General features: G+C 43.5%; 21 protein-coding genes. 4 read left to right on the top strand and 17 right to left on the bottom strand.

All coding sequences use genetic code 11. From position 1 onward, the window contains the following. Positions 1 to 8 precede the first annotated feature (8 nt). Complete coding sequence (gene pyrG / locus ACSLUR_RS02680; RefSeq protein WP_448551551.1) at positions 9 to 1,643, bottom strand: CTP synthase; 1,635 nt, start codon at positions 1,641 to 1,643, stop codon at positions 9 to 11. 52 nt (positions 1,644 to 1,695) lie between these two features. On the opposite strand from pyrG, the gene ACSLUR_RS02675 reads away from it, so the two are divergent. From ACSLUR_RS02675 to ACSLUR_RS02665, 3 genes are all read left to right on the top strand, one after another. Then, complete coding sequence (locus tag ACSLUR_RS02675) at positions 1,696 to 1,869, top strand: hypothetical protein (RefSeq protein WP_181901505.1); 174 nt, start codon at positions 1,696 to 1,698, stop codon at positions 1,867 to 1,869. Beyond that, the gene (locus ACSLUR_RS02670) at positions 1,853 to 2,440 is read left to right on the top strand and encodes a DUF4202 domain-containing protein (protein WP_448551548.1); all 588 of its coding nucleotides are present in this window, start codon (positions 1,853 to 1,855) and stop codon (positions 2,438 to 2,440) included. Before ACSLUR_RS02675 ends, ACSLUR_RS02670 begins: the two co-directional genes overlap by 17 nt. Positions 2,441 to 2,640: 200 nt before the next feature. Continuing rightward, on the top strand, positions 2,641 to 4,230 hold the full coding sequence (locus ACSLUR_RS02665) for a GGDEF domain-containing protein (RefSeq protein WP_448551546.1): 1,590 nt from the start codon (positions 2,641 to 2,643) through the stop codon (positions 4,228 to 4,230). A 104-nt stretch (positions 4,231 to 4,334) separates the two neighbouring features. On the opposite strand, the gene ACSLUR_RS02660 is transcribed toward ACSLUR_RS02665, so the two are convergent. The 4 genes from ACSLUR_RS02660 to rlmD all read right to left on the bottom strand — a co-directional run bounded on the left by ACSLUR_RS02660 (position 4,335) and on the right by rlmD (position 9,385). Then, positions 4,335 to 4,721, bottom strand: coding sequence for a YbaN family protein (locus ACSLUR_RS02660; RefSeq protein WP_448551544.1), 387 nt, complete (start codon positions 4,719 to 4,721; stop codon positions 4,335 to 4,337). 15 nt (positions 4,722 to 4,736) lie between these two features. Next, positions 4,737 to 5,642, bottom strand: a complete 906-nt coding sequence (mazG, locus tag ACSLUR_RS02655; protein ID WP_448551542.1) for a nucleoside triphosphate pyrophosphohydrolase — start codon at positions 5,640 to 5,642, stop codon at positions 4,737 to 4,739. 3 nt (positions 5,643 to 5,645) lie between these two features. Then, positions 5,646 to 7,844, bottom strand: a complete 2,199-nt coding sequence (relA, locus tag ACSLUR_RS02650) for a GTP diphosphokinase (RefSeq protein ID WP_448551540.1) — start codon at positions 7,842 to 7,844, stop codon at positions 5,646 to 5,648. A 104-nt stretch (positions 7,845 to 7,948) separates the two neighbouring features. Beyond that, positions 7,949 to 9,385, bottom strand: a complete 1,437-nt coding sequence (rlmD, locus tag ACSLUR_RS02645) for a 23S rRNA (uracil(1939)-C(5))-methyltransferase RlmD (RefSeq protein ID WP_448551538.1) — start codon at positions 9,383 to 9,385, stop codon at positions 7,949 to 7,951. Between the two features lie 99 nt (positions 9,386 to 9,484). Between rlmD and barA the strand changes: the two genes are divergently transcribed. Next, entirely contained in the window at positions 9,485 to 12,298 is a 2,814-nt protein-coding gene (barA, locus tag ACSLUR_RS02640; RefSeq protein ID WP_448551536.1) for a two-component sensor histidine kinase BarA, read from the top strand. A gap of 172 nt (positions 12,299 to 12,470) precedes the next feature. Here the strand turns inward: barA and ACSLUR_RS02635 are convergent, their stop codons facing one another. The 12 genes from ACSLUR_RS02635 to rpoE form a co-directional block, all read right to left on the bottom strand. Further along, a complete protein-coding gene (locus tag ACSLUR_RS02635; RefSeq protein ID WP_115999199.1) occupies positions 12,471 to 12,716 on the bottom strand; it encodes a hypothetical protein in 246 nt (81 codons plus the stop codon). Positions 12,717 to 12,854: 138 nt separating this feature from the next. Beyond that, on the bottom strand, positions 12,855 to 13,241 hold the full coding sequence (acpS, locus tag ACSLUR_RS02630; RefSeq protein WP_448551534.1) for a holo-ACP synthase: 387 nt from the start codon (positions 13,239 to 13,241) through the stop codon (positions 12,855 to 12,857). Then, a complete protein-coding gene (pdxJ, locus tag ACSLUR_RS02625; protein ID WP_115999197.1) occupies positions 13,241 to 13,972 on the bottom strand; it encodes a pyridoxine 5'-phosphate synthase in 732 nt (243 codons plus the stop codon). The genes acpS and pdxJ overlap by 1 nt, the downstream gene beginning before the upstream one ends. 293 nt (positions 13,973 to 14,265) lie before the next feature. Continuing rightward, the gene (recO, locus tag ACSLUR_RS02620) at positions 14,266 to 14,946 is read right to left on the bottom strand and encodes a DNA repair protein RecO (protein ID WP_448551531.1); all 681 of its coding nucleotides are present in this window, start codon (positions 14,944 to 14,946) and stop codon (positions 14,266 to 14,268) included. Between the two features lie 51 nt (positions 14,947 to 14,997). After that, entirely contained in the window at positions 14,998 to 15,909 is a 912-nt protein-coding gene (gene era, locus ACSLUR_RS02615; RefSeq protein ID WP_448551529.1) for a GTPase Era, read from the bottom strand. Further along, a complete protein-coding gene (gene rnc / locus ACSLUR_RS02610) occupies positions 15,899 to 16,588 on the bottom strand; it encodes a ribonuclease III (RefSeq protein ID WP_448552969.1) in 690 nt (229 codons plus the stop codon). Before rnc ends, era begins: the two co-directional genes overlap by 11 nt. Positions 16,589 to 16,590: 2 nt before the next feature. After that, a complete protein-coding gene (gene lepB, locus ACSLUR_RS02605) occupies positions 16,591 to 17,523 on the bottom strand; it encodes a signal peptidase I (RefSeq protein ID WP_448551527.1) in 933 nt (310 codons plus the stop codon). Between the two features lie 121 nt (positions 17,524 to 17,644). Continuing rightward, the gene (gene lepA, locus ACSLUR_RS02600; protein ID WP_115999193.1) at positions 17,645 to 19,435 is read right to left on the bottom strand and encodes a translation elongation factor 4; all 1,791 of its coding nucleotides are present in this window, start codon (positions 19,433 to 19,435) and stop codon (positions 17,645 to 17,647) included. Positions 19,436 to 19,622: 187 nt separating this feature from the next. Continuing rightward, positions 19,623 to 20,090 carry a SoxR reducing system RseC family protein gene (locus tag ACSLUR_RS02595; protein ID WP_448551525.1) on the bottom strand — a complete coding sequence of 156 codons (468 nt, stop codon included), beginning with the start codon at positions 20,088 to 20,090 and terminating at the stop codon, positions 19,623 to 19,625. A gap of 88 nt (positions 20,091 to 20,178) precedes the next feature. Then, positions 20,179 to 21,153, bottom strand: coding sequence for a MucB/RseB family sigma factor regulatory protein (locus ACSLUR_RS02590; protein ID WP_448551523.1), 975 nt, complete (start codon positions 21,151 to 21,153; stop codon positions 20,179 to 20,181). Then, positions 21,150 to 21,785, bottom strand: coding sequence for a sigma-E factor negative regulatory protein (locus tag ACSLUR_RS02585; protein WP_448551521.1), 636 nt, complete (start codon positions 21,783 to 21,785; stop codon positions 21,150 to 21,152). The genes ACSLUR_RS02590 and ACSLUR_RS02585 overlap by 4 nt, the downstream gene beginning before the upstream one ends. Before the next feature lie 141 nt (positions 21,786 to 21,926). Continuing rightward, a complete protein-coding gene (gene rpoE / locus ACSLUR_RS02580) occupies positions 21,927 to 22,505 on the bottom strand; it encodes an RNA polymerase sigma factor RpoE (protein WP_115999189.1) in 579 nt (192 codons plus the stop codon). Between the last annotated feature and the right edge of the window lie 188 nt (positions 22,506 to 22,693).

Genomic DNA, 22,693 nt, shown 5'->3' with positions numbered 1-22,693 from the left:
TTAGAAAATTAAGCGTCTTGCTTGTGAAAGCTAAATGCTGCTGCAATAAAGCCTTCAAACAGTGGGTGTCCATCACGCGGTGTTGAATTAAATTCAGGATGGAACTGGCCCGCAATAAACCATGGGTGATCTTTGTTTTCTATCACCTCAACTAATTTCTTATCCGCAGATAACCCCGAGAATACCAAGCCAGCTTTGCTTAGTTGGTCACGGTAGTTATTATTTACCTCATAACGGTGGCGGTGTCTCTCATAAATTGTTTCACTGCCATATACGTCACAGACTTTGGTACCTTTCACTAAGTGGCACAGTTGTGAACCTAAACGCATGGTGCCGCCTAAATCAGACGCTTCACTGCGTGTTTCAACTTGGCCGTCTTCATCTAACCACTCGTTAATTAAACCAACCACTGGGTAAGGTGTTTCAGGATTAAACTCGGTTGAGTGTGCATCTGCTAAGCCAGCAACGTTGCGGGCAAACTCAATCAAGGCCACTTGCATACCTAAACAAATTCCTAAGTAAGGGACTTTGTTTTCACGGGCGTATTGCGCAGCAAGAATTTTACCTTCAACACCACGCTCACCAAAACCACCTGGTACCAAAATGGCATCTAAATGCTCAAGTAACTCGGTACCTTTAACTTCAAGATCTTGTGAGTCAATGTACTCAATCTTGATTTTTACTTGGTTTTTCAAGCCGGCGTGTTTAAGGGCTTCGTTAACTGATTTGTAGGCATCAGCCAGTTCGATGTACTTACCCACCATACCAATGGTTAACTCATCAACTGGGTTAGCTTCTTGGTAAAGCACTTGTTCCCATTCAGATAAATCCGCTTCTGGCACATCTAAGCCAAAGCGTTGGCAAACTAATTCATCAGCACCTTGCGATTTTAGCAATGCAGGGATTTTGTAGATGCTGTCAACATCACGCATTGAGATAACAGCACGCTCTTCAACATTACAGAATAACGCAATTTTCGCGCGCTCATTCGCAGGAATAACGTCTTCACTGCGACAAACCAGCAGATCAGGAAAAATACCAATTGAACGCAGCTCTTTTACCGAGTGCTGAGTTGGCTTAGTTTTAATTTCACCTGAAGCGGCTAAATAAGGCACTAACGTTAAGTGCATAAACATGGCGCGTTCACGGCCAAGTTCAGTACCTAATTGACGAATCGCTTCTAGGAAAGGTTGTGATTCAATATCACCGACCGTACCGCCAATTTCAACCATAGCGACATCGTAACCTTCCGCACCTTCAATAACGCGACGCTTGATGTCGTTGGTAATGTGAGGGATAACCTGAATGGTAGCACCAAGGAATTCACCTTTACGCTCACGCGCTAAAATATCTTGATAGATTCGACCGGTGGTGAAGTTGTTGCGCTTGGTCATTTTGGTGCGAATAAAACGCTCGTAGTGACCTAAGTCTAAATCTGTTTCGGCGCCATCTTCAGTCACGAATACTTCACCGTGCTGAATTGGGCTCATCGTCCCTGGGTCAACATTAATATAAGGGTCAAGCTTTAACATGGTCACTTTCAAACCACGTGCTTCCAGAATCGCAGCGAGTGAGGCTGCAGCAATTCCTTTACCTAACGACGACACAACACCGCCCGTTACAAAAATATATCTTGTAGTCATGTTTAACCCAGAAAATAAGGAAGTTTGGAAATTGGCCAAACTTGGATCTTCGATGCAAGATGCAAGTATAGCAGGACGGGGCGGCATTATACCCAAAGCCCCTATGAACAACAAGCAAGCAGCCAATAAAATTAGTGATTTAACACAGACAGTTGGCAACGCTAAAAAACTGAGTATGATGGTGCCACTTAGAACGGAAAAAGAACACTATGAGCGCAGCACTTAACCTTGTCCTTGACGCGATTGATGCAATCAACCAGCAAGATCCCAATGTTGAACAGATTGATGGTCAACCACAACCGAAAGAGCTAGTTTACGGTCAACGTATGTCACAGTGCTTACATAGCTTTTGGCCAGACAGCAGCGAGCACTTACAAATTGCGGTACGCGCTCAACATGTCAAACGTTGGGCAATTGCACGTAGCGAATATCCCGAAGGTAAAGCGGGTTATCTAAAATGGCGCAAAGCGCTCGGCCAACTTCATGCCGAAACGGCTAGTGAGCTGATGTTAGCCAACGGCTATGAACCAGCTGATGCTGACCGAACAGCCGCAATTATTCGCAAGGAAAAGCTAAAATCTAACCCTGAAAGTCAAACGCTTGAAGATGTCGCCTGCTTAGTGTTTCTCAGCTACTATTTTGCGCCGTTTGCAGCAAAACATAGTGACGAAAAAATTATCAGTATTTTGCAAAAAACTTGGAAAAAAATGTCGGCAACAGCCCAGCAAATTGCACTTAAAGCAGATCTACCCGCGCATTTAGCTGCCTTAGTTGAACAAGCATTAGCTGAAATTTAGTCGCCTTTTGATCAATTAATCACTGAATTTTTGCTGAGTTCGCTTAGCACATTTGTTATTATTTTGTGAACACGCTGACGATAGCCATTTCAATGCATTCTTTTTATTCTTGAATCTGGCCTGCAAGACATAACATCGCCAAGCGCAGCTCATAACCAAACAAGTTACTAATTTTAGGATTTACGTAAGCCTTCAACGCCATGAGTAGTCAAGATTTACAAGCACTCAAGCGCACTAACACGGAATTAAAGCGAGCTATTAGACATTTTCTCGAGGCCGCTCCAAATTCAGGTCCGTTAGCTGTGCAAGTTAATAATATTAAAGAAGCAATTAAGTCTAATGAAGCGATGTTTACTTTCGCTTCGTTGGTAGAACAATACGCAAAAATGAAAAAGAATTTTGATAACGTAGATTATCAAAATCAGAAAAAAGATCTCGCCAAGTTTAAAGCGATTGTTAAGAAAACAGGCACTCGTAATTTATCATCTAATCAGCTGGAAAAAGTTGAAACCCTGTTAGCAGAACTTAATACCGCTCAACCCGCGCATACGGTGTTAATGAGCGCAGGCCAAACGATTGATTACTTTGCCACAGATCTAAGTAACTTAAGAGAATCTTCGAGCGTAGTTGTTAAAGCGGAAGACGTAGTAACAGATGAAACGGGTGTTGTTGCCGCTGATGTTCACTTAGCCAGTAAAAAGCTGCTCAAAGATGTGGTTGTCGTCTCAAAACAATTAACCAAAACATACCCGAATGACGAGTTTATTAGTGGTATTCTGCGCGAGGCGTCGAGTGTTAAAGAAGGTAAAGGCACCTTTTTCACTGCCATAAACTTATTAGAGCGTACCACCACTTATTTAACCTTGCTTATTCAGCAAGAGCGCTGTGCTACCGAAGAAATGCTTAATGACATTCATGCCAATTTAATGAATGCCATTAGCCAAACTTGTGTGGTTAAAAAACTGGTTGATTCTTCACAAGATAGCTGTGACAAAGTGAGTCAGTCGATGGCCAACGAGTTACAGAATATGGAAGTTAAAGCTAAGAGTATTGATACACTCAGCGGCATGCAGCAACATATCAAAGACAGTGTCAGTTTGATCGCTAAGCTAATGAATAGCTACTCCGATGAACAAAAACAAATTCATCGCACCAACGAAGCAACAATCCAAGAACTGACCAGCCAAATTGAAAGCACCTCGAACTTTGTTGATCAACTTGAAAAACAGCTTAATGTTGCTGAAGAAACCAGCTTAATCGATGAACTAACCACTATCGGCAACCGGAAAGGTTATGTGCTGCGTATTAATGATGAACGCAAACATTGGCAAATCACTAAGCAGCCGTTGACCTTAATGGTGATTGATGTTGATAACTTCAAAAGCATCAATGACACTTACGGTCATAGCATTGGCGATCAGGTCTTAAAATGCTTAGGCCAAACGTTGAAAAAGCACATTCGCAACTCTGATTATGTAGCTCGTTTTGGTGGTGAAGAATTTGTAATTATTTTACCGGCAACCGAAATTGATCGCGCCGTTCAAATAGGGCAAAAAATTCAGGGTGTGATCAACAACCTTAAGTTTGAACTACGCAAAAAGAACAAAGTACTTAAAATGACTTGTTCATTTGGCATCGCAGGCTTTAGTCAAAAATGCAGTAATAGTACCGATGTTTTTAACTTGGCAGATAAAGCTTTATATAAAGCAAAAGAGAATGGCCGAGATTGTATCGTGGTTGCCAAAGACGACAAACTGGTCAAAGTTGAAGCTGAAAAGGCAATGACCTAACAAGTTAACATGACATAACGAGAAAACGAGCAATATGCTCGTTTTTTTATATCTATACATTCTGATAACAATTGAATTAATCGCTATATAAGTTACTTGGGCGTTTATCGGCCTTCTGGTGGCTTTTGTTCACTAATTGGCAAGCGCCAAACAAAAATAAATGGCCCAGTGATCAGCGCGATAACTAACGCCCCCCACAAATAACTTTGCAGTACATAACATGACCAAGCACATGCCAATACCATTGAGACTAAAGCTATTCGTTTAGCTCGCAGTGGAATGCTTCGGTGTGCTTGCCAATCGCGGATCATTGGTCCAAATATTCGGTTATCAAGCAGCATTTGATGGAGCCTAGGCGAAGACTTTGCAAAACAGGCGGCCGCAACAATCAAAAACGGCGTTGTTGGCAACACAGGCAAAACCACCCCAAGGATGCCCAAGCCCACAAAGAGTAAACCGACAATAACCAAGGCAATTCTACTTATACGCATAGAATAAATAACAACCTAGGGCTTATTAGCAGTTTGCTTTGGTTGAGCTGCCTGCAACTCAGTTTGACACTGCTGGGATTGCTCGTAACCGTTTTTTTCTAACTGCTTAGCACTTTGCCAAAACTGCTCTAACGTCGCTAAATCATGTTCAGCCATGGTTTTACCGGAGCTTGTCGCTTGCTGTTCAACATGCTTGAATCGTTTACTGAATTTATCATTTGCGGCTCGCAGCAGCGCTTCAGGGTCTTGTTTAGCATGACGACAAACATTAACCACAGCAAAGAGTAAATCCCCCAGCTCTTCCCCTAAGCTTGCCTGTTGTGCGCTATTGGTTAGATCACCGGTCAACTCAGCTTTAACTTCGGCAACTTCTTCTTCAACTTTCTCAAAGCATTGCGAAATATTATCCCAGTCAAAGCCAACGTGCGCACAACGCTTTTGAATCTTATTAGCTCTTGATAATGCCGGTAACGCCTGCGGTATATCAGCCAAAATACTTAGATTCTCTTGCTGATTCTTTTGCTTTCGCTCATTCGCTTTTTCATTTTCCCAATTCGCTTTAATATCAGCGTCCGTCGTTAGCGTTTTATCGCCAAAGACATGGGGGTGACGACGGATCAACTTCTCACAAATTGCCGCGACAACCGAATCAAAATCAAACCGCTTTTGCTCTGCTCCCAACTGGCTATAGAACACCACTTGAAACAGTAAGTCGCCAAGCTCTTTTTCTAGCTCAGAAAAGTCTTGCTGGTTAATGGCCTCAGCCACTTCATAGGCTTCTTCGATAGTATGTGGAACAATTGATGCGAAGTCTTGCTTGAGATCCCATGGGCAGCCCGTTTCAGGATCGCGTAGCTGCGCCATTATCCAGCGCAGCTTTGCCATTGATGCTGGTGCATCTTTCATATTAGTGTTTGTCATGAGTTAATGTGATAGCCGTTTAACGTCAATAATATCATCAAGTTGACGAAGCTTAGTGACGATGCGATTGAGCATACTACTGTTGGCAATTTCTACCGTAAAGCTCATTCGGGTGGTTTGCTTAAACTTGTCAGAATGGCTTGCCATACCCGTGATAAGCACTCGCTCGTTGGCGATAATCGTCGAAATATCTCTCAATAAACCGTGGCGATCACTGGCGGTCACTTGTAAGGTTGCTTGGTAGCTTTTTTGCTGTTCATGCCCCCATTGCACTTCTATTTCACGCTCTGGATTTTGTTCAAGCGAGTTCGCTAATTGCTCACAATCACTGCGATGTACCGAAATACCGCGCCCTTGCGTAATAAAGCCGAGAATGTCATCGCCTGGTACAGGCAAGCAACACTTCGCCATATGCGTCATCAAATTACCAACGCCAGAGACAATCACACCATCATTGCGCGCTGGCTTTTTATTAGCCGCTTGCTGGCTAACGAGTGATTGCGGGTCTATTTCAGGCTCGGGCTGATCTTTTGCTACTTGTTGCTGCAAGTAATTTACAACTTGCTGCAAACGCGCATTACCTGAGCCAATAGCAGCATAGAGATCTTCAACACTGCCAACGTTAAAACGTTTGGCAGCATCCAGTAAATCCACCTCTGCTATTTGACTTTTCGTTAGTTCATTTTCCAGCGTTTGCTTGCCCAGCTCGATATATTTATCGCGATCAAGCAATTTAAAAAAGTGCTGAACTTTAGCACGTGCGCGCGCTGAGTGAATATAGCCCAAGTTTGGATTTAGCCAATCGCGACTTGGATTAGGTTGCTTGCTGGTTAGAATCTCAACCTGGTCACCGGTTTGTAATTGATAAGTAAAAGGTACTATTCGCCCAAATACCTTAGCACCAATACAGCAGTGACCAACATTGGAGTGAATATAGTACGCAAAATCGAGTGGCGTTGCGCCAACAGGTAAATCAATCACGTCGCCATTGGGCGTAAAGGCATAAATTCGGTCTTCAAATACTTGGCTGCGCAGTTCATCAAGCATTTCACCGCTTTCTGAGACATCTTCTTGCCATTGCAAAATCTTGCGTAGCCACTCAATTTTTTCATCAAAACCTGAGGTTTTACCGCTAGCACTACCTTCTTTATAACGCCAGTGCGCCGCCACTCCTAGCTCAGCATCTTGGTGCATTTGCTCGGTACGTATTTGAATTTCAACCGACTTCCCTTCAGGCCCAAGTACCACAGTATGAATCGATTGGTAGCCGTTTGGCTTTGGTGTAGCAACATAGTCGTCAAACTCACTCGGCAAGTGCTTCCAATTGGTGTGTACTACCCCCAATGCGGCGTAACAGTCTTGCAGCTCTTCAGCGATAATACGCACCGCTCGTACATCAAACAGTTGTTCAAAATCTAACGACTTGTTTTGCATTTTCTTCCAAATGCTATAAATGTGCTTAGGGCGGCCATACACTTGCCCTTTCACCTTTACCGTCTCTAATTGCTGCTGCAAACTATCAACAAAATCGACCATGTACTGCTCGCGCGCTAAGCGTTTTTCATCAAGCCATTTCGCGATTTTTTTGTAGGTTTCTGGATGTAGGTAGCGAAAAGCAATGTCTTCTAGCTCCCACTTTAGTTGACCAATACCTAGTCGGTTGGCGAGCGGTGCATAAATATTTGCTGTTTCTTTTGCGGCGAGTACGCGAATGTCTTCCTCGCTGTTTTTCACCAAACGTAAATAACACAAACGCTCAGCGAGCTTGATAACCACAGCGCGAACGTCCTCTACCATCGCCAGTAGCATCTTGCGGATATTGTCTACTTGGTTTGCTGCCACTTTGTTGGTTTGTGTTTGTTGCAAAGTTTTAATGGCCTGCATTTGCTGCACGCCCTTACACAACATATAAACTTGCTGACCGTACTGCTCTTTCACTTCAAGCAGGTCATAAACCTGCTCGTCAATCAACGGTGTTAAGATAGCGGCAATTAATGAGTCTTTGTCTAGGTTCAGCTCGGCTAATATTTCCACCATTTCTTTGGCTTTGGCGAGCGCAATATCATGATCGGTAAACTTGCTCTGCACTTGCAGCCATAAAGCCTGCAAGGTTTGGGCTTTTGTGTCACTTAGCTGAAGCTCTGCTAACCAGTGCTCAAAACTAGTCGCTGAGATTTGATGAGACTTGCGTACCGATACCATAAATACTCCCTTGGCGAACAATTAGAAAAGAATAGCTGTACAGAAAATGAAGGCCGCGCCAGCTGTGTTTAGATGAATATTTAACCAACTCTATAAAGCGCGTTCTAATTTGTTGCAATACGCTCAAACAATACCATAGTTTCAACATGCTTTGTGTGGTTGAACATGTCGATTAAACCAATTTTTTTCACCTGATAACCCTGTTCGCTAAGCACTTTAGCATCACGCGCTAAAGTTCGTGGGTCACAACTGACATACAAAATGCAGTTTGCCTCTATCGTGGCGAGTTGCTCACAAGCTTCCAGCGCGCCAGCACGTGCTGGATCGAGTAAGACTTTGTTAAATTGATGCGCTTGCCATGCTTGATTTTGCCAATCACTATTGAGGTCAAGCTGATAAAATGCTGCATTCGTGATTTGGTTGCGAGCGGCATTTGCCGAGGCACTATCCACCATAGTTTGCACACCTTCAACACCGACTACCTTTGCGACTTGTTTTGCCATTGGCAAAGAAAAGTTACCTAAGCCACAAAACAAATCTAACACCACATCTGCACTGTCTAATTCAAGCCAGCTAAGCGCCTGCTTGACCATAAGTTGATTCACCTCACCATTTACTTGAATAAAGTCATTGGGCGCGAACTTAATAGTAATGCTTTTGTTATCTGAATTTTGATCTGAGCCCTTATCTGAGCTACCAAGTGAGCCGTCGATTGAACTGTCTATTGAACGGTCGTTCAACCAATCAAGTTCATAGCTCAGCGGTTGGGTTTCCGTCGTTTCTAACGCAGGTAAATCACTGCCCTTATCGCCATAGTCAAAACTTACTTGCCAGTGATGCTGTTTCGCGGCTTGTTGCCAAACGGTTTTAGCATGTGCAGAAAGCTTACGTAATTGCCTGACAACCAACCTAATTTGTTTGGTTTGAATAACTTCAATATGACCGATGCTTTTAGGCTCAGCTAATTCTGCCAGCACATCAGCGAGTGCTGTGGTAATCGACGCCAAAGGTTTTGATAATACGTGGCAATATTTAATCGGCACTAAGGTGTTACTTTCTTTTTGTCTAAATCCGAGCGTTGCCTCACCTAGCTTGTTGTACTGCACACCAATGCGAGCTTTACGGCGGTAGTGCCAATCACTTCCGGTAACCGCGGATTGCCACGGCAACCCTGTAAGCCCTTGACGAGCAAAAAGCTCTGCCACTTTTTGCTGCTTAAAGGTGAGTTGTCCTTGATGAGATAAGTGTTGAAGATCGCAGCCACCACAAACGTAATAGTGCTCACACACAGGCTTATGGCGCTGATCATTAAGGTGGGCAACTTTAACGGCTTTCGCCTTAATAAACTTACTGTTAGTTTCAATGACTTTGGCTTGCACATGCTCACCCACTAAGGTGTTTGCGACAAATACGGGCTTTTTTTGATAACGGCCAACACCGATGCCATTAACGTCAAGGCGATCGATAGTGAGTTTAATAACCTGCCCCAACAACTTTTGATTGCGACTAGATGATTTAGGTGCTTGAAATATTTTTGCCATGAAAAAATAAGGTCTTAAGGTATAAGCTACAAATTTACTTGTCGATATGACATGATACCGACAATAGATATCTGATTTTACCCTAACTTCTGCCTCAACATGCACAAAATAAGTCTTAAAGACTGGGTTGTTTTGCTTACCATAGTGCCAACGACACTGATTGGCCTTGGCATTGGTGGCTACTTTTCTTACAACCGATATGTTGAATTAGACGAATACCTAACGCTTCGTGCTAAAAGTATCGCTGAGCCTATTGCGATTGTCGGTGTTGAACCCATTATTGAGAAAAATCGCGATATCTTGCGCCGCTTAATTGGTACTGCGCATCGTAACCACTCTGATATTGTTAAAAATATTACGATTTTTACCGCTGACAATCAGATTTTTGTAACGAGTGCGTATCATGGCGACACTGGCTTGTTGCGACTTAAACCTGATCAATTGATCCCACAGCAAACCATGGTTGAAGTGGTGCCAAACTACTTGATATTTCGCACGCCAATATACGATGACATCCGACAGCAATCGCCAAACTTAGTGTATGAAAATGCGCTTGGCTATATCGCCATTCAAATTGATCGCAACAAAGTGCAATTTCGTCAGCAAAGTCAGATTGTTATTGCCTTGGGTATTGTGGTTTTTGGCTCACTGATCAGTGCAATTTTTGCCTTTAGATTAATTAAAAACGTAACCCGCCCAGTAACTTCAATGGTGCAAGCAGTTGATCGTATTCGTGAAGGCAAGCTTGAAAGCCGTGTTAGTGGTCAACTGGTCGGCGAACTCAACTTTCTTAAAAACGGTATTAACGCAATGGCGCAGAGCCTTGGTGACTACCATGACGAGATGCAACGCAGTGTTGACCAAGCAACCGTTGATTTACGCGAAAGTTTAGAGCAATTTGAAATTCAAAACGTTGAGTTAGATATCGCTAAGCGCAAAGCACAGGAAGCAAACAAGGTTAAATCTGAGTTCCTAGCCAACATGAGTCACGAGCTAAGAACGCCGCTGAATGGCGTTATCGGCTTTACTCGCCAAGTACTTAAAACACCGCTTGGCGATACCCAACGAGATTACCTACAAACCATTGAACGTTCTGCCAATAACTTGTTAGCCATTATCAACGACATTCTCGATTTCTCGAAACTCGATGCTGGCAAAATGGTGATAGAAAGTATTCCATTTACCTTGCGTGAGTCCTTAGAAGAATCGTTAACCTTATTAGCGCCCAGCGCTCACAAAAAGAATATTGAATTGTCACTGCGAATCGCGCCACAAGTACCGGATTCGTTAATTGGCGATGCGATGCGAATTAAGCAGATTCTGATCAACCTTGCCAACAATGCGATAAAATTTACCGATAAAGGTGCTGTCTGTATTGATGTTGATATCGAACATCAGCAAGACAATAAAGCGAGCTTTAAAGTTACGGTTACCGATACCGGTATTGGCATGAACAGTGAGCAACAAAAAACAATTTTCGAAGCCTTTGGTCAAGCGGATAAAAGTGTTACCCGCCTTTATGGTGGCACAGGGCTTGGCTTAGTAATCTCGCAGCGACTCGCCCAAGAGATGCAAGGTGATATTGGCTTTATCAGTGAAGAGCGAGAAGGTTCAACGTTCTGGTTCACTTTTAAGTGCGAGATTAACCCGGTTATATTGGCTCACGCATTGCCAGTTGAAGCATTAGCCAGTAAAAGCATTCTATATTTTGAACCGCACACACATAGCCGAATTGCCACCAGTGACATTTTAACAAGCTGGCACATGCAGGTAATGCCAATTGGTACCTTGGACGAGTTGACCACTGAACTAGAACAAAATCAGCATTATGACTTTGCTCTTATCAGCCATGATGTCACGCCAGCTGCATTACCAGAGCTAAAAGCGCTCATTGCGCTACTTCAAAAACGTACCAACACCATCCACTTGGCCGTGAACAGTAATTCACCGAGCCTACATGAAGTATTAATAGGTAATGGCGCGACAAGTTGCCTAAGTAAACCTATCACGCCTTCTCGACTCGCTAAATCGTTAATGCCGCAGCATCACGAGAATACTACGCAAGTGCCTATTGTTGGCGAGCAAAAACTACCGATTAAGGTACTCGCCGTAGACGACAATGATGCTAATTTAAAATTAATTCATGCACTGCTAGCCGAACAAGTGCAAGACATACATACTGCTTGTAATGGTCAAGAAGCGGTCAATTTATGCCAAAGTGAAAAATTCGCCCTAATCTTTATGGACATTCAAATGCCTGTAATGGATGGCATTACTGCCCTTAAAACTATTAAGGCACAGACGTTTAATGATGAAACACCGATTATTGCGGTTACCGCCCATGCACTTAGTGGCGAGAAAGAAAAGTTAATGGTAGAAGGTTTTAGCTCTTACATGACTAAGCCCATTGATGAATCTATGTTAAAGCACACCATATACGAATACTGTGACTTAACCTTACTAAGTCCAAAAGCCGAGACAACTGCGCACGCCGAGATTAAATCCCCCACAGTAATTGATGCCGCGAGTTTTACACTCCCCATTCAAACGACCGCGATAGACTGGCAGCTTGCATTAACTCGAACGGGCAATAAAGTCGAATTAGCAAAAGATATGCTTTCAGGTCTAGTCAACAGTTTGCCGGAAACTAAATCACTGATTAACGAAGCCATTGTTTGCCAAGATATCGAACAAGTTAACACGCTTATTCACAAGCTTAACGGTGCTTGTTGCTATACCGGAGTTCCAGCACTTGGCAAGATCACTCACCAAATCGAAACTATGCTCAAACAAGGGCAGTTATTAGATCAACTTGAGCCTGAGTTTTTTGAGTTCTTCGAACATATAGATAATGTCCTCGATGAAGCACCTAAAGTGCTGGAAGAAGTCGAAGAATTAAGTAGTCAAAGCTAATTGTCTTTCCTGCATAAAAAACACAACTAGAAATAAACTACAGATTTGTAAATAAACAAAGCTATCAAGGCGTTCAAAAGGCAGGTTAGATTAAATGGTAGTTTATGGCTGCTTGGGTTTATGTAGAGCCTTTGAGTGGCTCTAAGGCTGAAGTGCTAGCTAAATATGCTGGCTAGCGTATTTGAATGCTTGGGGATGTATCTATCTCACCATCGTCACTAATGGTAGCAATACCATTGTTGCATGTCAGCACGGCTAGGCTTCCGTGGTCGCCAGAGCGAACAAACTGTAGCTCATAACCAAACTTACCAAGACTACTGGCAGAAAATTTTTGTGCTAATGTGAGTTTATCCCACCACACGGAATGTTCTGGCTGGACACCACGGCGTTCAACCAAGGGCTTTTTTTCAGATTGCATGGTTAATTTCAAAGGCCTTTGTTACTGCTTAACCATTCTGAGTATAGCTAAACAAAAGCACTTTTCTATACCAGTTAACAATTTATTAACAAAAAAATTGTAACCGATATAGATAATTACTTTCATTACCAATTATTGCTAGCTCGACAAGACAACAAAAGCGAGTGCGTAATGCTTCTCATCAGATATAGAAATATGCCAATGACTGGCACCAAGCTCGGTAGCAAGCACTAAGGCGCGATCAGATAAGGTTAAGACTGGCGCACCTGAGGGTAGGTTTTCAATAATAAAGTGTTGAAAAGAAACGCCATCGGCAATCCCAGTACCTAATGATTTTGCCGCCGCTTCTTTTGCCGCCCAACGTTTGGCAAGAAAGCTGTCAGCTTGTGGCTGGTGATGGGCTGAATAAATCGCAAGTTCGCTCGCGGTTAACACTCGCTCTGCTAAGCGTTGTTTGGCCGCGTCTTTCATTTGCGCAATACGGCTTACTTCAACAATATCAGTGCCAACACCAACCACAGACATTACTGACGTGCCTCAAGCATTAGTCGCTTCATATCACGAGTAGCTTTTTCTAGGCCATCAATCGCAGCGCGGGCAATAATCGCATGCCCTATGTTCAATTCGATGATCTGCTCAATGGCAGCGATCGGTTTAACATTGTGATAGTTAAGACCATGACCAGCGTTGACCTTCAACCCAATGCTATCAGCATATTCAATACCTTGGCGAAGCCTTGCTAGCTCAGCAAGCTGTGCTTCCTCGCTTGTTGCATCGGCGTAATGACCAGTATGAATTTCGATAAAAGGTGCTTTAGCGGCTTTTGCAGCGTCAATTTGCGCATTGTCGGCATCAATAAATAGGCTAACCAAAATACCGGCATCCGCTAATCGTTCAACAGCATCCGTTACTTTAGCTAACTGCCCCGCCACGTCTAAACCGCCTTCAGTGGTTAACTCTTCACGTTTTTCCGGTACTAAGCAAACAAAGGTCGGCTTAACGTCGCAGGCAATGGCGATCATTTCTTCGGTCACGGCCATCTCTAGGTTCATACGTGTTTGCAAGGTTTCTTTCATTACATGCACATCACGATCTTGAATATGACGGCGGTCTTCACGTAAATGAATGGTAATGCCATCAGCGCCAGCATGTTCAGCAACGCTCGCCGCATGTACAGGATCTGGGTAAGTCGTGCCACGCGCTTGGCGCAGTGTAGCGATATGGTCAACATTGACCCCTAATAAAATGTCCTTCATAAATGAGTCTCTTTTCTCAAACTATCTTATACCAATTGAAATAAATACTTAATCATTCAGCGAGAATTAAAAGGTTCAGAGGCAAGGCATTGATTGCAGAGAATGGTCGCTCCCTTGTCAAAATCAATAACGCAGCATATGAACCTTTTAAACTCGCCCTTTGGGAGCGTGTCAGCGTCGCGATAACTGCGCCAAATTGATGAGATGTAGAACAACTATATCAACAAAAATTTGGCTTGTTCTCCCACCGCTGACAGCGCTCTGAATTGACCAATTAATTAATTCAATTGGTATTATTTTTTATCAAACAGGCTTCGGCTGTTAAGTGGTTTGTTACCGAGCAATTGATTGATGATATTACGCATTAAGGTTTTCGCTGTATAAAGGTTTGCCTTATCGTTAAACTCCCCTGAGGCAATACCAAGCAATGCTGTTTTTGAATACGTAGGTAAGCTCGAAATCGGCTCAGTAAAGCCAGAGTCAAGATTAAAGCTAACGGTATCGGTTTGAATGCTTTGCAGCGCAAAGAAATCTAGCCCTATGCCTAGCTCTTCTAGCAAAGCCAACTCAAACTGTCGCAGTGCTTGTTGGCTAACACCTTGCTTGGCTAAGCACAATAAGGTTTGTTGGTAGCGTTCAAATAACCAAGGGCAAGGCACTTGTTCAGGTAGCAACCTCACCAGTAACTCATTAACATAAAAGCTGCAATATAATGACTCACCGCTGAGTAACAAGGACTTACCATTGGCCTCGATGGTTTGCAGCGACTTAAGCTGACTTTTACCTTTAAGCGTGACCGTCAGTGGCAGAAATGGCTGAAGTAAGGCTTTTTTATTCGATTTAGCACTTTTGCCAGCATAAACCACGGCGGCAACCTTCCCGTCTTCTGCCGTTAATAGCTCAACCAAAAGCTTGTGCTCTTGGTAAGGCCGACTATGGAGTAAGAATGCGGCTTGTGGCTGTGGAGTGTGCAAGTGCTAAATCACCTCTAGCGCGTTTAATCAGAGGACTTATTGCTAAACAAGCTAACCAGAGTAATCGTCACCATAACCAAGGCTGCGCAACGCTCGTTCATCATCTGCCCAACCGGTTTTCACTTTTACCCAAGTCTCTAAAAACACTTGTTGACCAAAAAGTGCCTGCATATCACGGCGGGCTTCTTGGCCCATGGTTTTCAGTTTTTCACCTTTATTGCCGATGATCATCCGTTTTTGGCTATTGCGCTCAACCAAGACTAAGGCATTAATATGTAAAATACCTTTCTCGTCTTGCTTAAACTGCTCGATTTCTACTGTCGTTGAGTATGGCAATTCATCACCTGTGAAACGCATTAACTTTTCACGTAAAATTTCAGACGCCATAAAACGACTAGAACGATCGGTAATATAATCTTCTGGGAACCAGAAACCACCTTCAGGTAAGGCATCAAAACAAAGCTGTTTTATCTTCTCAACATTATCCCCTTTCGTTGCAGAGATTGGCATAATGTCTTTAAAGTCATGCATTTCACCTAGCTTTTGTAGGTGCGGTAGTAATTCTTCTTTATCTTGTACGTTGTCGATTTTGTTAATCGCCAAAATACACGGCACACCACTTTGCTTAACCTTATTAAGCACCAGCTCATCATCACCTGTCCAATGCGTCCCTTCAACTAAGAAGACAATCAATTCAACTTCGGAAATTGAGCTACTCGCAGCGCGGTTCATTAAACGGTTAATGGCACGCTTTTCTTCCGAGTGTAAACCTGGAGTGTCAACCAGCACAGCTTGGTATTCGTCTTCGGTTAAAATCCCTAAAATGCGATGGCGCGTAGTTTGTGGCTTACGTGAGGTAATACTGACCTTTTGGCCAAGTAGAGCATTGAGTAAGGTTGATTTACCGACATTTGGACGACCGACAATGGCAACCAAACCACACTTTTGAGTATCAGCTGTCATTTTCTATCATCTCCAACACTTGCTGAGCGGCAGCTTGCTCTGCCTTACGACGGCTACTGCCTTTGGTAATAATAGCCTGTTGATTAATATCGGTCGTACATTTGACCGTAAATTCTTGGTTATGTGACTGTCCTTTTATATCGATCACTTCATATTGCGGCAGGGCAATTTTGCGTGCTTGTAGGTATTCCTGTAAGCGAGTTTTCGGGTCTTTCTGGGTAATGCCTGGTTGAATTTCAGCAAGGCGCGGCGCAAACCATTTTAGTACCAGTGTTTTACAGGTTTCGATATCCGCATCCAAATAGATTGCGCCGATAATGGCTTCCACCGCATCTTCTAAAATCGAGTCGCGGCGATGACCGCCACTTTTCTTTTCGCCAGGCCCTAAAATTAAATGCTCACCTAACTTAAAGTCACGTGCCATTTGCGCTAACGTAACACCACGCACTAAGCTTGAACGCATGCGAGTTAGCTCACCTTCACTTTCCTTCGGAAATTGCTGATATAACTGCTCTGCAATAATAAAACCCAAAATTGAGTCGCCAAGAAACTCTAAACGCTCATTATGCAAACCTTTGGCACTGCGATGTGTTAAGGCTTGCAGCAGTAATTTTTGCTCTGTGAAGCGATAGCCTAAGCGCTTGCTTAGTCTAGCTAATGCTTCTGGGGTATTCCTAATCACTACTCAATACCACCAATACGAGAAAAACGCACCGATGACGGGAACCAGCTTGGCATCCAATCTGGTACCCAGCTATCTTCGCCACGTTCAAAGCCAAAGCTCATCCAAATAGCCACCGCTTCACCGACCATATTGGCTTCAGGAACAAAGCCCCAGAAACGACCATCTAAGCTGTTATCGCGGTTATCACCCATGACAAAATATTGACCTGCTGGCACAACGAATTCATCGCGCTGCGTCCCCGCTTGGTTAAAGTAGTGTCCAGTGCGTGGTAACGTATTATTGTTCACTAAAATCTCATGCGTTTTGTTAGGCATATTTGACGTGTAACGGGTTAGCTCAAAGCCGTTATCAACGTATTCACCTTTTGATTCAAAATCTTGCACTACTTGTTCAAACTCAGGGCAAACGTCATCCGTTGGCTGGCACGCAGGTTTGATATATAACGACTTGTTACGATAAATGACGCGGTCACCTGGTAAGCCAATGACACGCTTGATGTAATCAATTCTTGGGTCAACTGGGTATTTAAAGACCACAATATCACCACGCTCTGGCAAGCCGTTTTCCCAAAACTTATTGCGGGCAACTGGATCTTTTAACCCGTAGTTGAACTTGTTCACTAGGATAAAGTCGCCATCGAGCAAAGTTGGCATCATAGAGCCAGACGGAATTTGGAATGGCTCATACAAAAACGAACGTAAAATTAAGACAAAAGCAATTACAGGGAAGACCTGTACCGCTGTATCTGTCAGCGCATTAGGCTCGCTGATTTTTGCCTTCGCTTCGTCGCTTAGCGCATCACCGCGCTCAGCAATGGCATCTGCCAACTTTAAACGACGCTGTGGCGCCAAATAAAACTTATCAGCAACCCAAACCACACCAGTGACGACAGTTGCTAATACTAAAAACAGAGAGAAATATACGGCCATAATTGTCCTATCTTGTCCTCTTCGGGTTTGTCCTCTTCGAGATTTATTCTCTTTTTTCCTTTTCGCTTTCGGCTTAGTTAATAGATAGTTAAACCAAGCTAAGCCTAGGCGGAAGTCGAGATTACTTATCGAGTTTCAATACGGCTAAAAACGCTTCTTGTGGTACTTCAACGTTACCCAACTGCTTCATGCGCTTTTTACCTTCCTTTTGCTTCTGCAATAGTTTCTTCTTACGACTGACATCACCACCGTAACATTTAGCTGTTACGTTCTTGCGCATTTGCTTGATAGTACTACGGGCAATAATGTTGTTACCAATCGCTGCCTGAATGGCAATATCAAACATTTGGCGATGAATAAGCTCACGTAATTTTTCCACCAAGTCACGACCACGAGGTACTGAGTTTGAACGGTGGGTGATCATTGCCAGTGCATCAACGCGATCACCATTGATCATCACGTCTACACGCACCATGTCAGCTGGTTGGAAGCGAACAAAATGGTAATCTAATGATGCATAACCACGACTCGTAGATTTCAATTTATCGAAGAAATCCATCACCACTTCGGCCATTGGCAACTCGTAAGTTACCGCCACTTGATTGCCGTGGTAAACCAAGTCTTTTTGCACACCGCGCTTTTCAATACACAAGGTAATCACGTTACCCAAGTGCTCTTGCGGCACAAGAATATTCGCTTGAACGATTGGCTCGCGAATTTCGGCAATTTCGTTAATCGGTGGTAAATCTGTTGGATTATCAATTTGCAGCACTTCACCACGGGTAGTTTCTACTTCGTAGTTTACCGTTGGTGCTGTAGTGATCAGATCTAGGTCATATTCACGCGCTAAACGCTCTTGAATAATTTCCATGTGCAACATGCCAAGGAAACCAACGCGGAAACCAAAACCTAGTGCTGATGAGTTCTCTGGCTCGAAGAATAACGAAGCGTCATTCAAGCTCAGCTTGTTTAGCGCATCGCGGAAGTTTTCATAATCGTCAGAGCTGATTGGGAAGATACCCGCGTATACTTGCGGTTGTACTTTTTTAAAGCCCGGCAGCGGTGCTTCTGCTTCCTTTTTCGCAATAGTGATGGTGTCACCTACTGGCGCACCGTGAATTTCTTTAATACCCGCGATAATAAAGCCAACTTCACCCGTTTTTAATACGCCAGTTTCGGTTTGCTTAGGGGTAAAAATACCGACTTTATCAATAATGTGAGTTTGGCCCGTCGACATAACAACCATCTTGTCACCCGCACGAACTTCACCGTTCATCACACGTACAAGTGAAACAACACCTTGGTAGTTATCAAACCAAGAGTCGATAATTAGCGCTTGTAGGTTATCGTCTGGGTTGCCTTCTGGCGCAGGAATGTTTTCAACAATGCACTCTAAAACATCTTCAATACCGATACCGGTTTTTGCCGAACAAGATACCGCGCCTGTCGCATCAATACCGATAATATCTTCAATTTCTTCACAAACGCGCTCAGGGTCAGCTTGTGGTAAATCGATTTTGTTAAGGATCGGCAGTACTTCCATATCAAAATCAATTGCGGTGTAACAGTTGGCTACCGTTTGTGCTTCAACACCTTGGCCGGCATCAACAACTAACAGCGCACCTTCACATGACGCTAACGAGCGGGATACTTCGTAGGAGAAGTCAACGTGGCCTGGTGTGTCGATAAAGTTCAGCTGGTAAGTTTCACCGTCACGGGCTTTGTAGTCTAACGTCACACTTTGTGCTTTGATGGTGATACCGCGCTCGCGTTCAAGATCCATTGAATCCAAAACTTGTGCTTCCATTTCACGATCAGACAAACCGCCACAATGTTGAATTAGACGATCTGATAAGGTCGATTTACCGTGATCAATATGGGCAATAATGGAGAAATTTCGGATATGTTTCATAAACTGGAATGTATAAAAAAAGCTGCAAAATCTAGAATGGCGAGATTTTAGCTAATTTACCGCGCTGGGGCTATAGCTGGGCTGAGATAGTTGCCCAATAGCACTGAAAAAGATGTTAAAAAACGTAGCAAGTGAACCGAAAAACTAGCCAGTTCACTTTTTATTTGCATCAGCAGGCAAGGGCTAACTATGAAATTGGTGTCGCTAAAGTAGGAATTAAACGTTGTTTAATCGTTGGCACTAGCGCTTGTTGTTTCGGGTTGTTATCCAATCTGGCTTTTGCCCATTTAAAGCCCACAAATCCGCCAACCAAGCCCATCATAATGGTTGACAATTCATGGCTTAATATGCCGTTAAGTAGCAATAGTTGACCTAGGCCAGCGCCGAGCATTAAACCGATAACAGGCCATAAATACACTTGCCAAGCTACTGCTAGCATAGCTTGCTCAGGGATAGTGATAATCACTTGCTCACCAACGGTGAACTGTTCTTGCGTAACAATTTCCACGCGCAGCTTTTGTTGTGGTAAAGCTTTAGCGACAAGCCCGCTGCCACAGTTGTCCACTTGTTGGCACTGGCTGCAGGTGGACTTAACTTGGCTTTCAACCACCACACTGTGGTTGTTAACTTCAACAATGGTCGCTTTTTCATCCATTATTCGTTGTCCACTCTTGTTGTCTCTTAACCTTTTTACTGAACGTTTTTGGAGCTCTTGTTTGGTGAGCATTTTACTGACTTTTTAGCTACTGAGCACCTGCATCTGTTTGATTTGAGCCATTCAGTGCCACTGAATCTGCAATTGCTTTAGCCGTTGCCGATGGTATTTTACCAACAACACTGACCTCAATACCATTCGTTATCTGGTTTAAGACAACAGTTGCACCATTCATGACAAACTCAACAGCTCGTTGCTTTTCCTGACTTGGGTTCACGTAAACAGAAATATCCACTAATCCGTCATTAAATAGCATAAATTCAACTGGCTGTTTTGTGTTAGCGATGCGATGGCGATTCGCACTGACTCGCTCAAAGCCAGCAGGCAACCAGTTTACTTGCCAAGCAAATGCTTGAGTTTGGCTATCGGGTAATGCCAGCACTTGCGGCAGCTCTGCGCTTTCTAGCTGTTTTAAGCTTTCTGATGGCTGCTCTGTGATTTCAAGGTGAGTAAATTGAATTTGCTCTAGCAATTGGCCCTTGCGGGTAATTAACGCCATTTTTAGTGGCAAGCCAGTGTCCATGTCTAACCACAGCCAATGCCCTAATCTATGACCATCTCTGGCAACTATTCGAATAAGTTGAGCAGCTTTACCCAAAACACGGCTACGTCCAACAGAAATAAACTCATAGTTGTCTTCAAGGCGAGAAACATCTTGGCTAAAAATCGCTGGTATAGGCCCACTAATATGACTTGCAGCAACCGAGTAAGGGGGAAGCTCTGGCTCGATATAGCTGACAATCTCTCCGCGGCGAAGCACGTCACGGCGAGGACCATTAAGCAGTGATAATATTTCTAATTGCTTGTCATCACCGCTAATACCGTGAAACCAGTGGTAAGGCTCAGCTTGGTTATTTTTAACGACAACAAATGACGTGGTGAAATTGAGGTTGTTCAGTGAATCGGAAAGTCGCTTTAACCAAGACTGTGCTTGTTCACTTTCCATTGCCACTGCTGAAAAGCTAACACTTAACAGCAGTGCCAAACTACTAATTAATTTCATTGAGGAGTATTTTCAGCCTTATTCTCTGACGTAATATCTGCCGCTTTATCACTTTCTAACTCAGTTGCTTTAGCTGCTGTGCCTTTAGCTACAGCACTAAGCTTAACTTGCTGCTGGTGATCTGCTAACAGTGCTTGGAAACGGCGCTGTTGTTCCAAGTATGCTTGTTTTTGCGCAGCGCGATCTGGGGTTTGGTAGTTCAGACTAACAGGGTCAGCGACACCCACAAACGGTGTTGTTTGAATCACTTGCTGGGCAGGTGTAATCACTTCATTGTCTGCAACATTGGTTTGTTGAACACCTAAAATCATTAAACCCGCAGCAGACGCCGCAATCGCTACTTGCCCAAATGGCTTACCAAATTGAACCACTTTCGCTTTGGCTGCGCTAATGAAAGTACGACGTTTAGGTGCTAATACTGTTGGCTCGTCGGCAATCGCTGCCGCGATTTGTGCAGATAAATCAAACGGCACAGATTTTGGTGTTTCATCTCTTAACACATCACCGATCAGATGATAGTTTTCCCAGCGCTTAGCCGCTTCGCTATCGGCCAATACACTATCAAGTTTTTCAACGTCTTGCTGGTAACTGTCGATAATACCTGAGACGGTTTCAAACTTATTATCACTCATAAAAACACCTTTTGGTTAGCGCACCTACATTTTACGCTTAATGGTTCTTGCTGAATATCTTTTACTGATTAGCTATTAGGTTGCAGCTTTAACGCAGCCACCTTTTGATTCTCTACTTTTGGTTTCCCAGCACTTGGCTTTCTACCGCTTAAGCAAAGGGCTAATCTTTTTATCTATTGCATCACGCGCTCGGAAAATTCTTGACCTTACAGTACCCACTGGGCATTCCATAATGGTTGCGATTTCTTCATAGCTTAGCCCTTCAATCTCACGAAAGTTAATGGCTAAACGTAAATCTTCCGGTAGCTGCTCCATGGTTTCAAACACAACTCGTTTGATCTCATCAGTTAGCAGCATACGCTCAGGTGAAGCATTTTCTCTTAGTGCATCGCCGCCTTCATAAAACTCGGCGTCTTCCACCTCAACATCAGAGCTAGGTGGTTTGCGACTACCCGCAACCAAATGGTTTTTTGAGCAGTTGACAGCGATTCGGTATAACCAGGTATAAAACGCACTTTCCCCACGAAAGTTAGGTAGTGCCCGATACGCTTTGATAAATGCTTCTTGTACAATATCTGGCACATCAGCCTGATTTTTGACATGACGTCCAACCAAGCTAGAGACTTTTGATTGATACTTGGTAACCAGTAAATTAAAAGCCCCTTTGTCTCCACGTTGTACTCTCTCGACCAATTCCTGATCGATTAACTGTTCGCTCATATGAGCCATATCTCCTACAAAACTACTTAACTCAACATCTGGCTCATGACAAACGCAACTGTTATGACTATACGCATCTCATAAAGTTCGAAAAAATCGAAAAAAATTGTTAATTGAGCGAATAACCATCAGCTATGACTATTCGATTAGCAAGTTACACGCTAAAATCCGTTGCAATTAGATTAACG

The sequence above is a fragment of the Thalassotalea montiporae genome (genome assembly GCF_053485855.1).
The sequence above is the reverse complement of the archived record's forward strand: the minus strand, read 5'-3'. Positions and strand labels throughout refer to the sequence as shown.

Bases quoted from the DNA above. Each gene is read 5' to 3' on its own strand.
- pyrG (WP_448551551.1), bottom strand. From the start codon at position 1,643: ATGACTACAAGATATATTTTTGTAACGGGCGGTGTTGTGTCGTCGTTA.
- ACSLUR_RS02675 (WP_181901505.1), top strand. From the start codon at position 1,696: ATGCAAGATGCAAGTATAGCAGGACGGGGCGGCATTATACCCAAAGCC.
- ACSLUR_RS02670 (WP_448551548.1), top strand. From the start codon at position 1,853: ATGAGCGCAGCACTTAACCTTGTCCTTGACGCGATTGATGCAATCAAC.
- ACSLUR_RS02665 (WP_448551546.1), top strand. From the start codon at position 2,641: ATGAGTAGTCAAGATTTACAAGCACTCAAGCGCACTAACACGGAATTA.
- ACSLUR_RS02660 (WP_448551544.1), bottom strand. From the start codon at position 4,721: ATGCGTATAAGTAGAATTGCCTTGGTTATTGTCGGTTTACTCTTTGTG.
- mazG (WP_448551542.1), bottom strand. From the start codon at position 5,642: ATGACAAACACTAATATGAAAGATGCACCAGCATCAATGGCAAAGCTG.
- relA (WP_448551540.1), bottom strand. From the start codon at position 7,844: ATGGTATCGGTACGCAAGTCTCATCAAATCTCAGCGACTAGTTTTGAG.
- rlmD (WP_448551538.1), bottom strand. From the start codon at position 9,385: ATGGCAAAAATATTTCAAGCACCTAAATCATCTAGTCGCAATCAAAAG.
- barA (WP_448551536.1), top strand. From the start codon at position 9,485: ATGCACAAAATAAGTCTTAAAGACTGGGTTGTTTTGCTTACCATAGTG.
- ACSLUR_RS02635 (WP_115999199.1), bottom strand. From the start codon at position 12,716: ATGCAATCTGAAAAAAAGCCCTTGGTTGAACGCCGTGGTGTCCAGCCA.
- acpS (WP_448551534.1), bottom strand. From the start codon at position 13,241: ATGTCTGTGGTTGGTGTTGGCACTGATATTGTTGAAGTAAGCCGTATT.
- pdxJ (WP_115999197.1), bottom strand. From the start codon at position 13,972: ATGAAGGACATTTTATTAGGGGTCAATGTTGACCATATCGCTACACTG.
- era (WP_448551529.1), bottom strand. From the start codon at position 15,909: ATGACAGCTGATACTCAAAAGTGTGGTTTGGTTGCCATTGTCGGTCGT.
- lepB (WP_448551527.1), bottom strand. From the start codon at position 17,523: ATGGCCGTATATTTCTCTCTGTTTTTAGTATTAGCAACTGTCGTCACT.
- lepA (WP_115999193.1), bottom strand. From the start codon at position 19,435: ATGAAACATATCCGAAATTTCTCCATTATTGCCCATATTGATCACGGT.
- ACSLUR_RS02595 (WP_448551525.1), bottom strand. From the start codon at position 20,090: ATGGATGAAAAAGCGACCATTGTTGAAGTTAACAACCACAGTGTGGTG.
- ACSLUR_RS02590 (WP_448551523.1), bottom strand. From the start codon at position 21,153: ATGAAATTAATTAGTAGTTTGGCACTGCTGTTAAGTGTTAGCTTTTCA.
- ACSLUR_RS02585 (WP_448551521.1), bottom strand. From the start codon at position 21,785: ATGAGTGATAATAAGTTTGAAACCGTCTCAGGTATTATCGACAGTTAC.
- rpoE (WP_115999189.1), bottom strand. From the start codon at position 22,505: ATGAGCGAACAGTTAATCGATCAGGAATTGGTCGAGAGAGTACAACGT.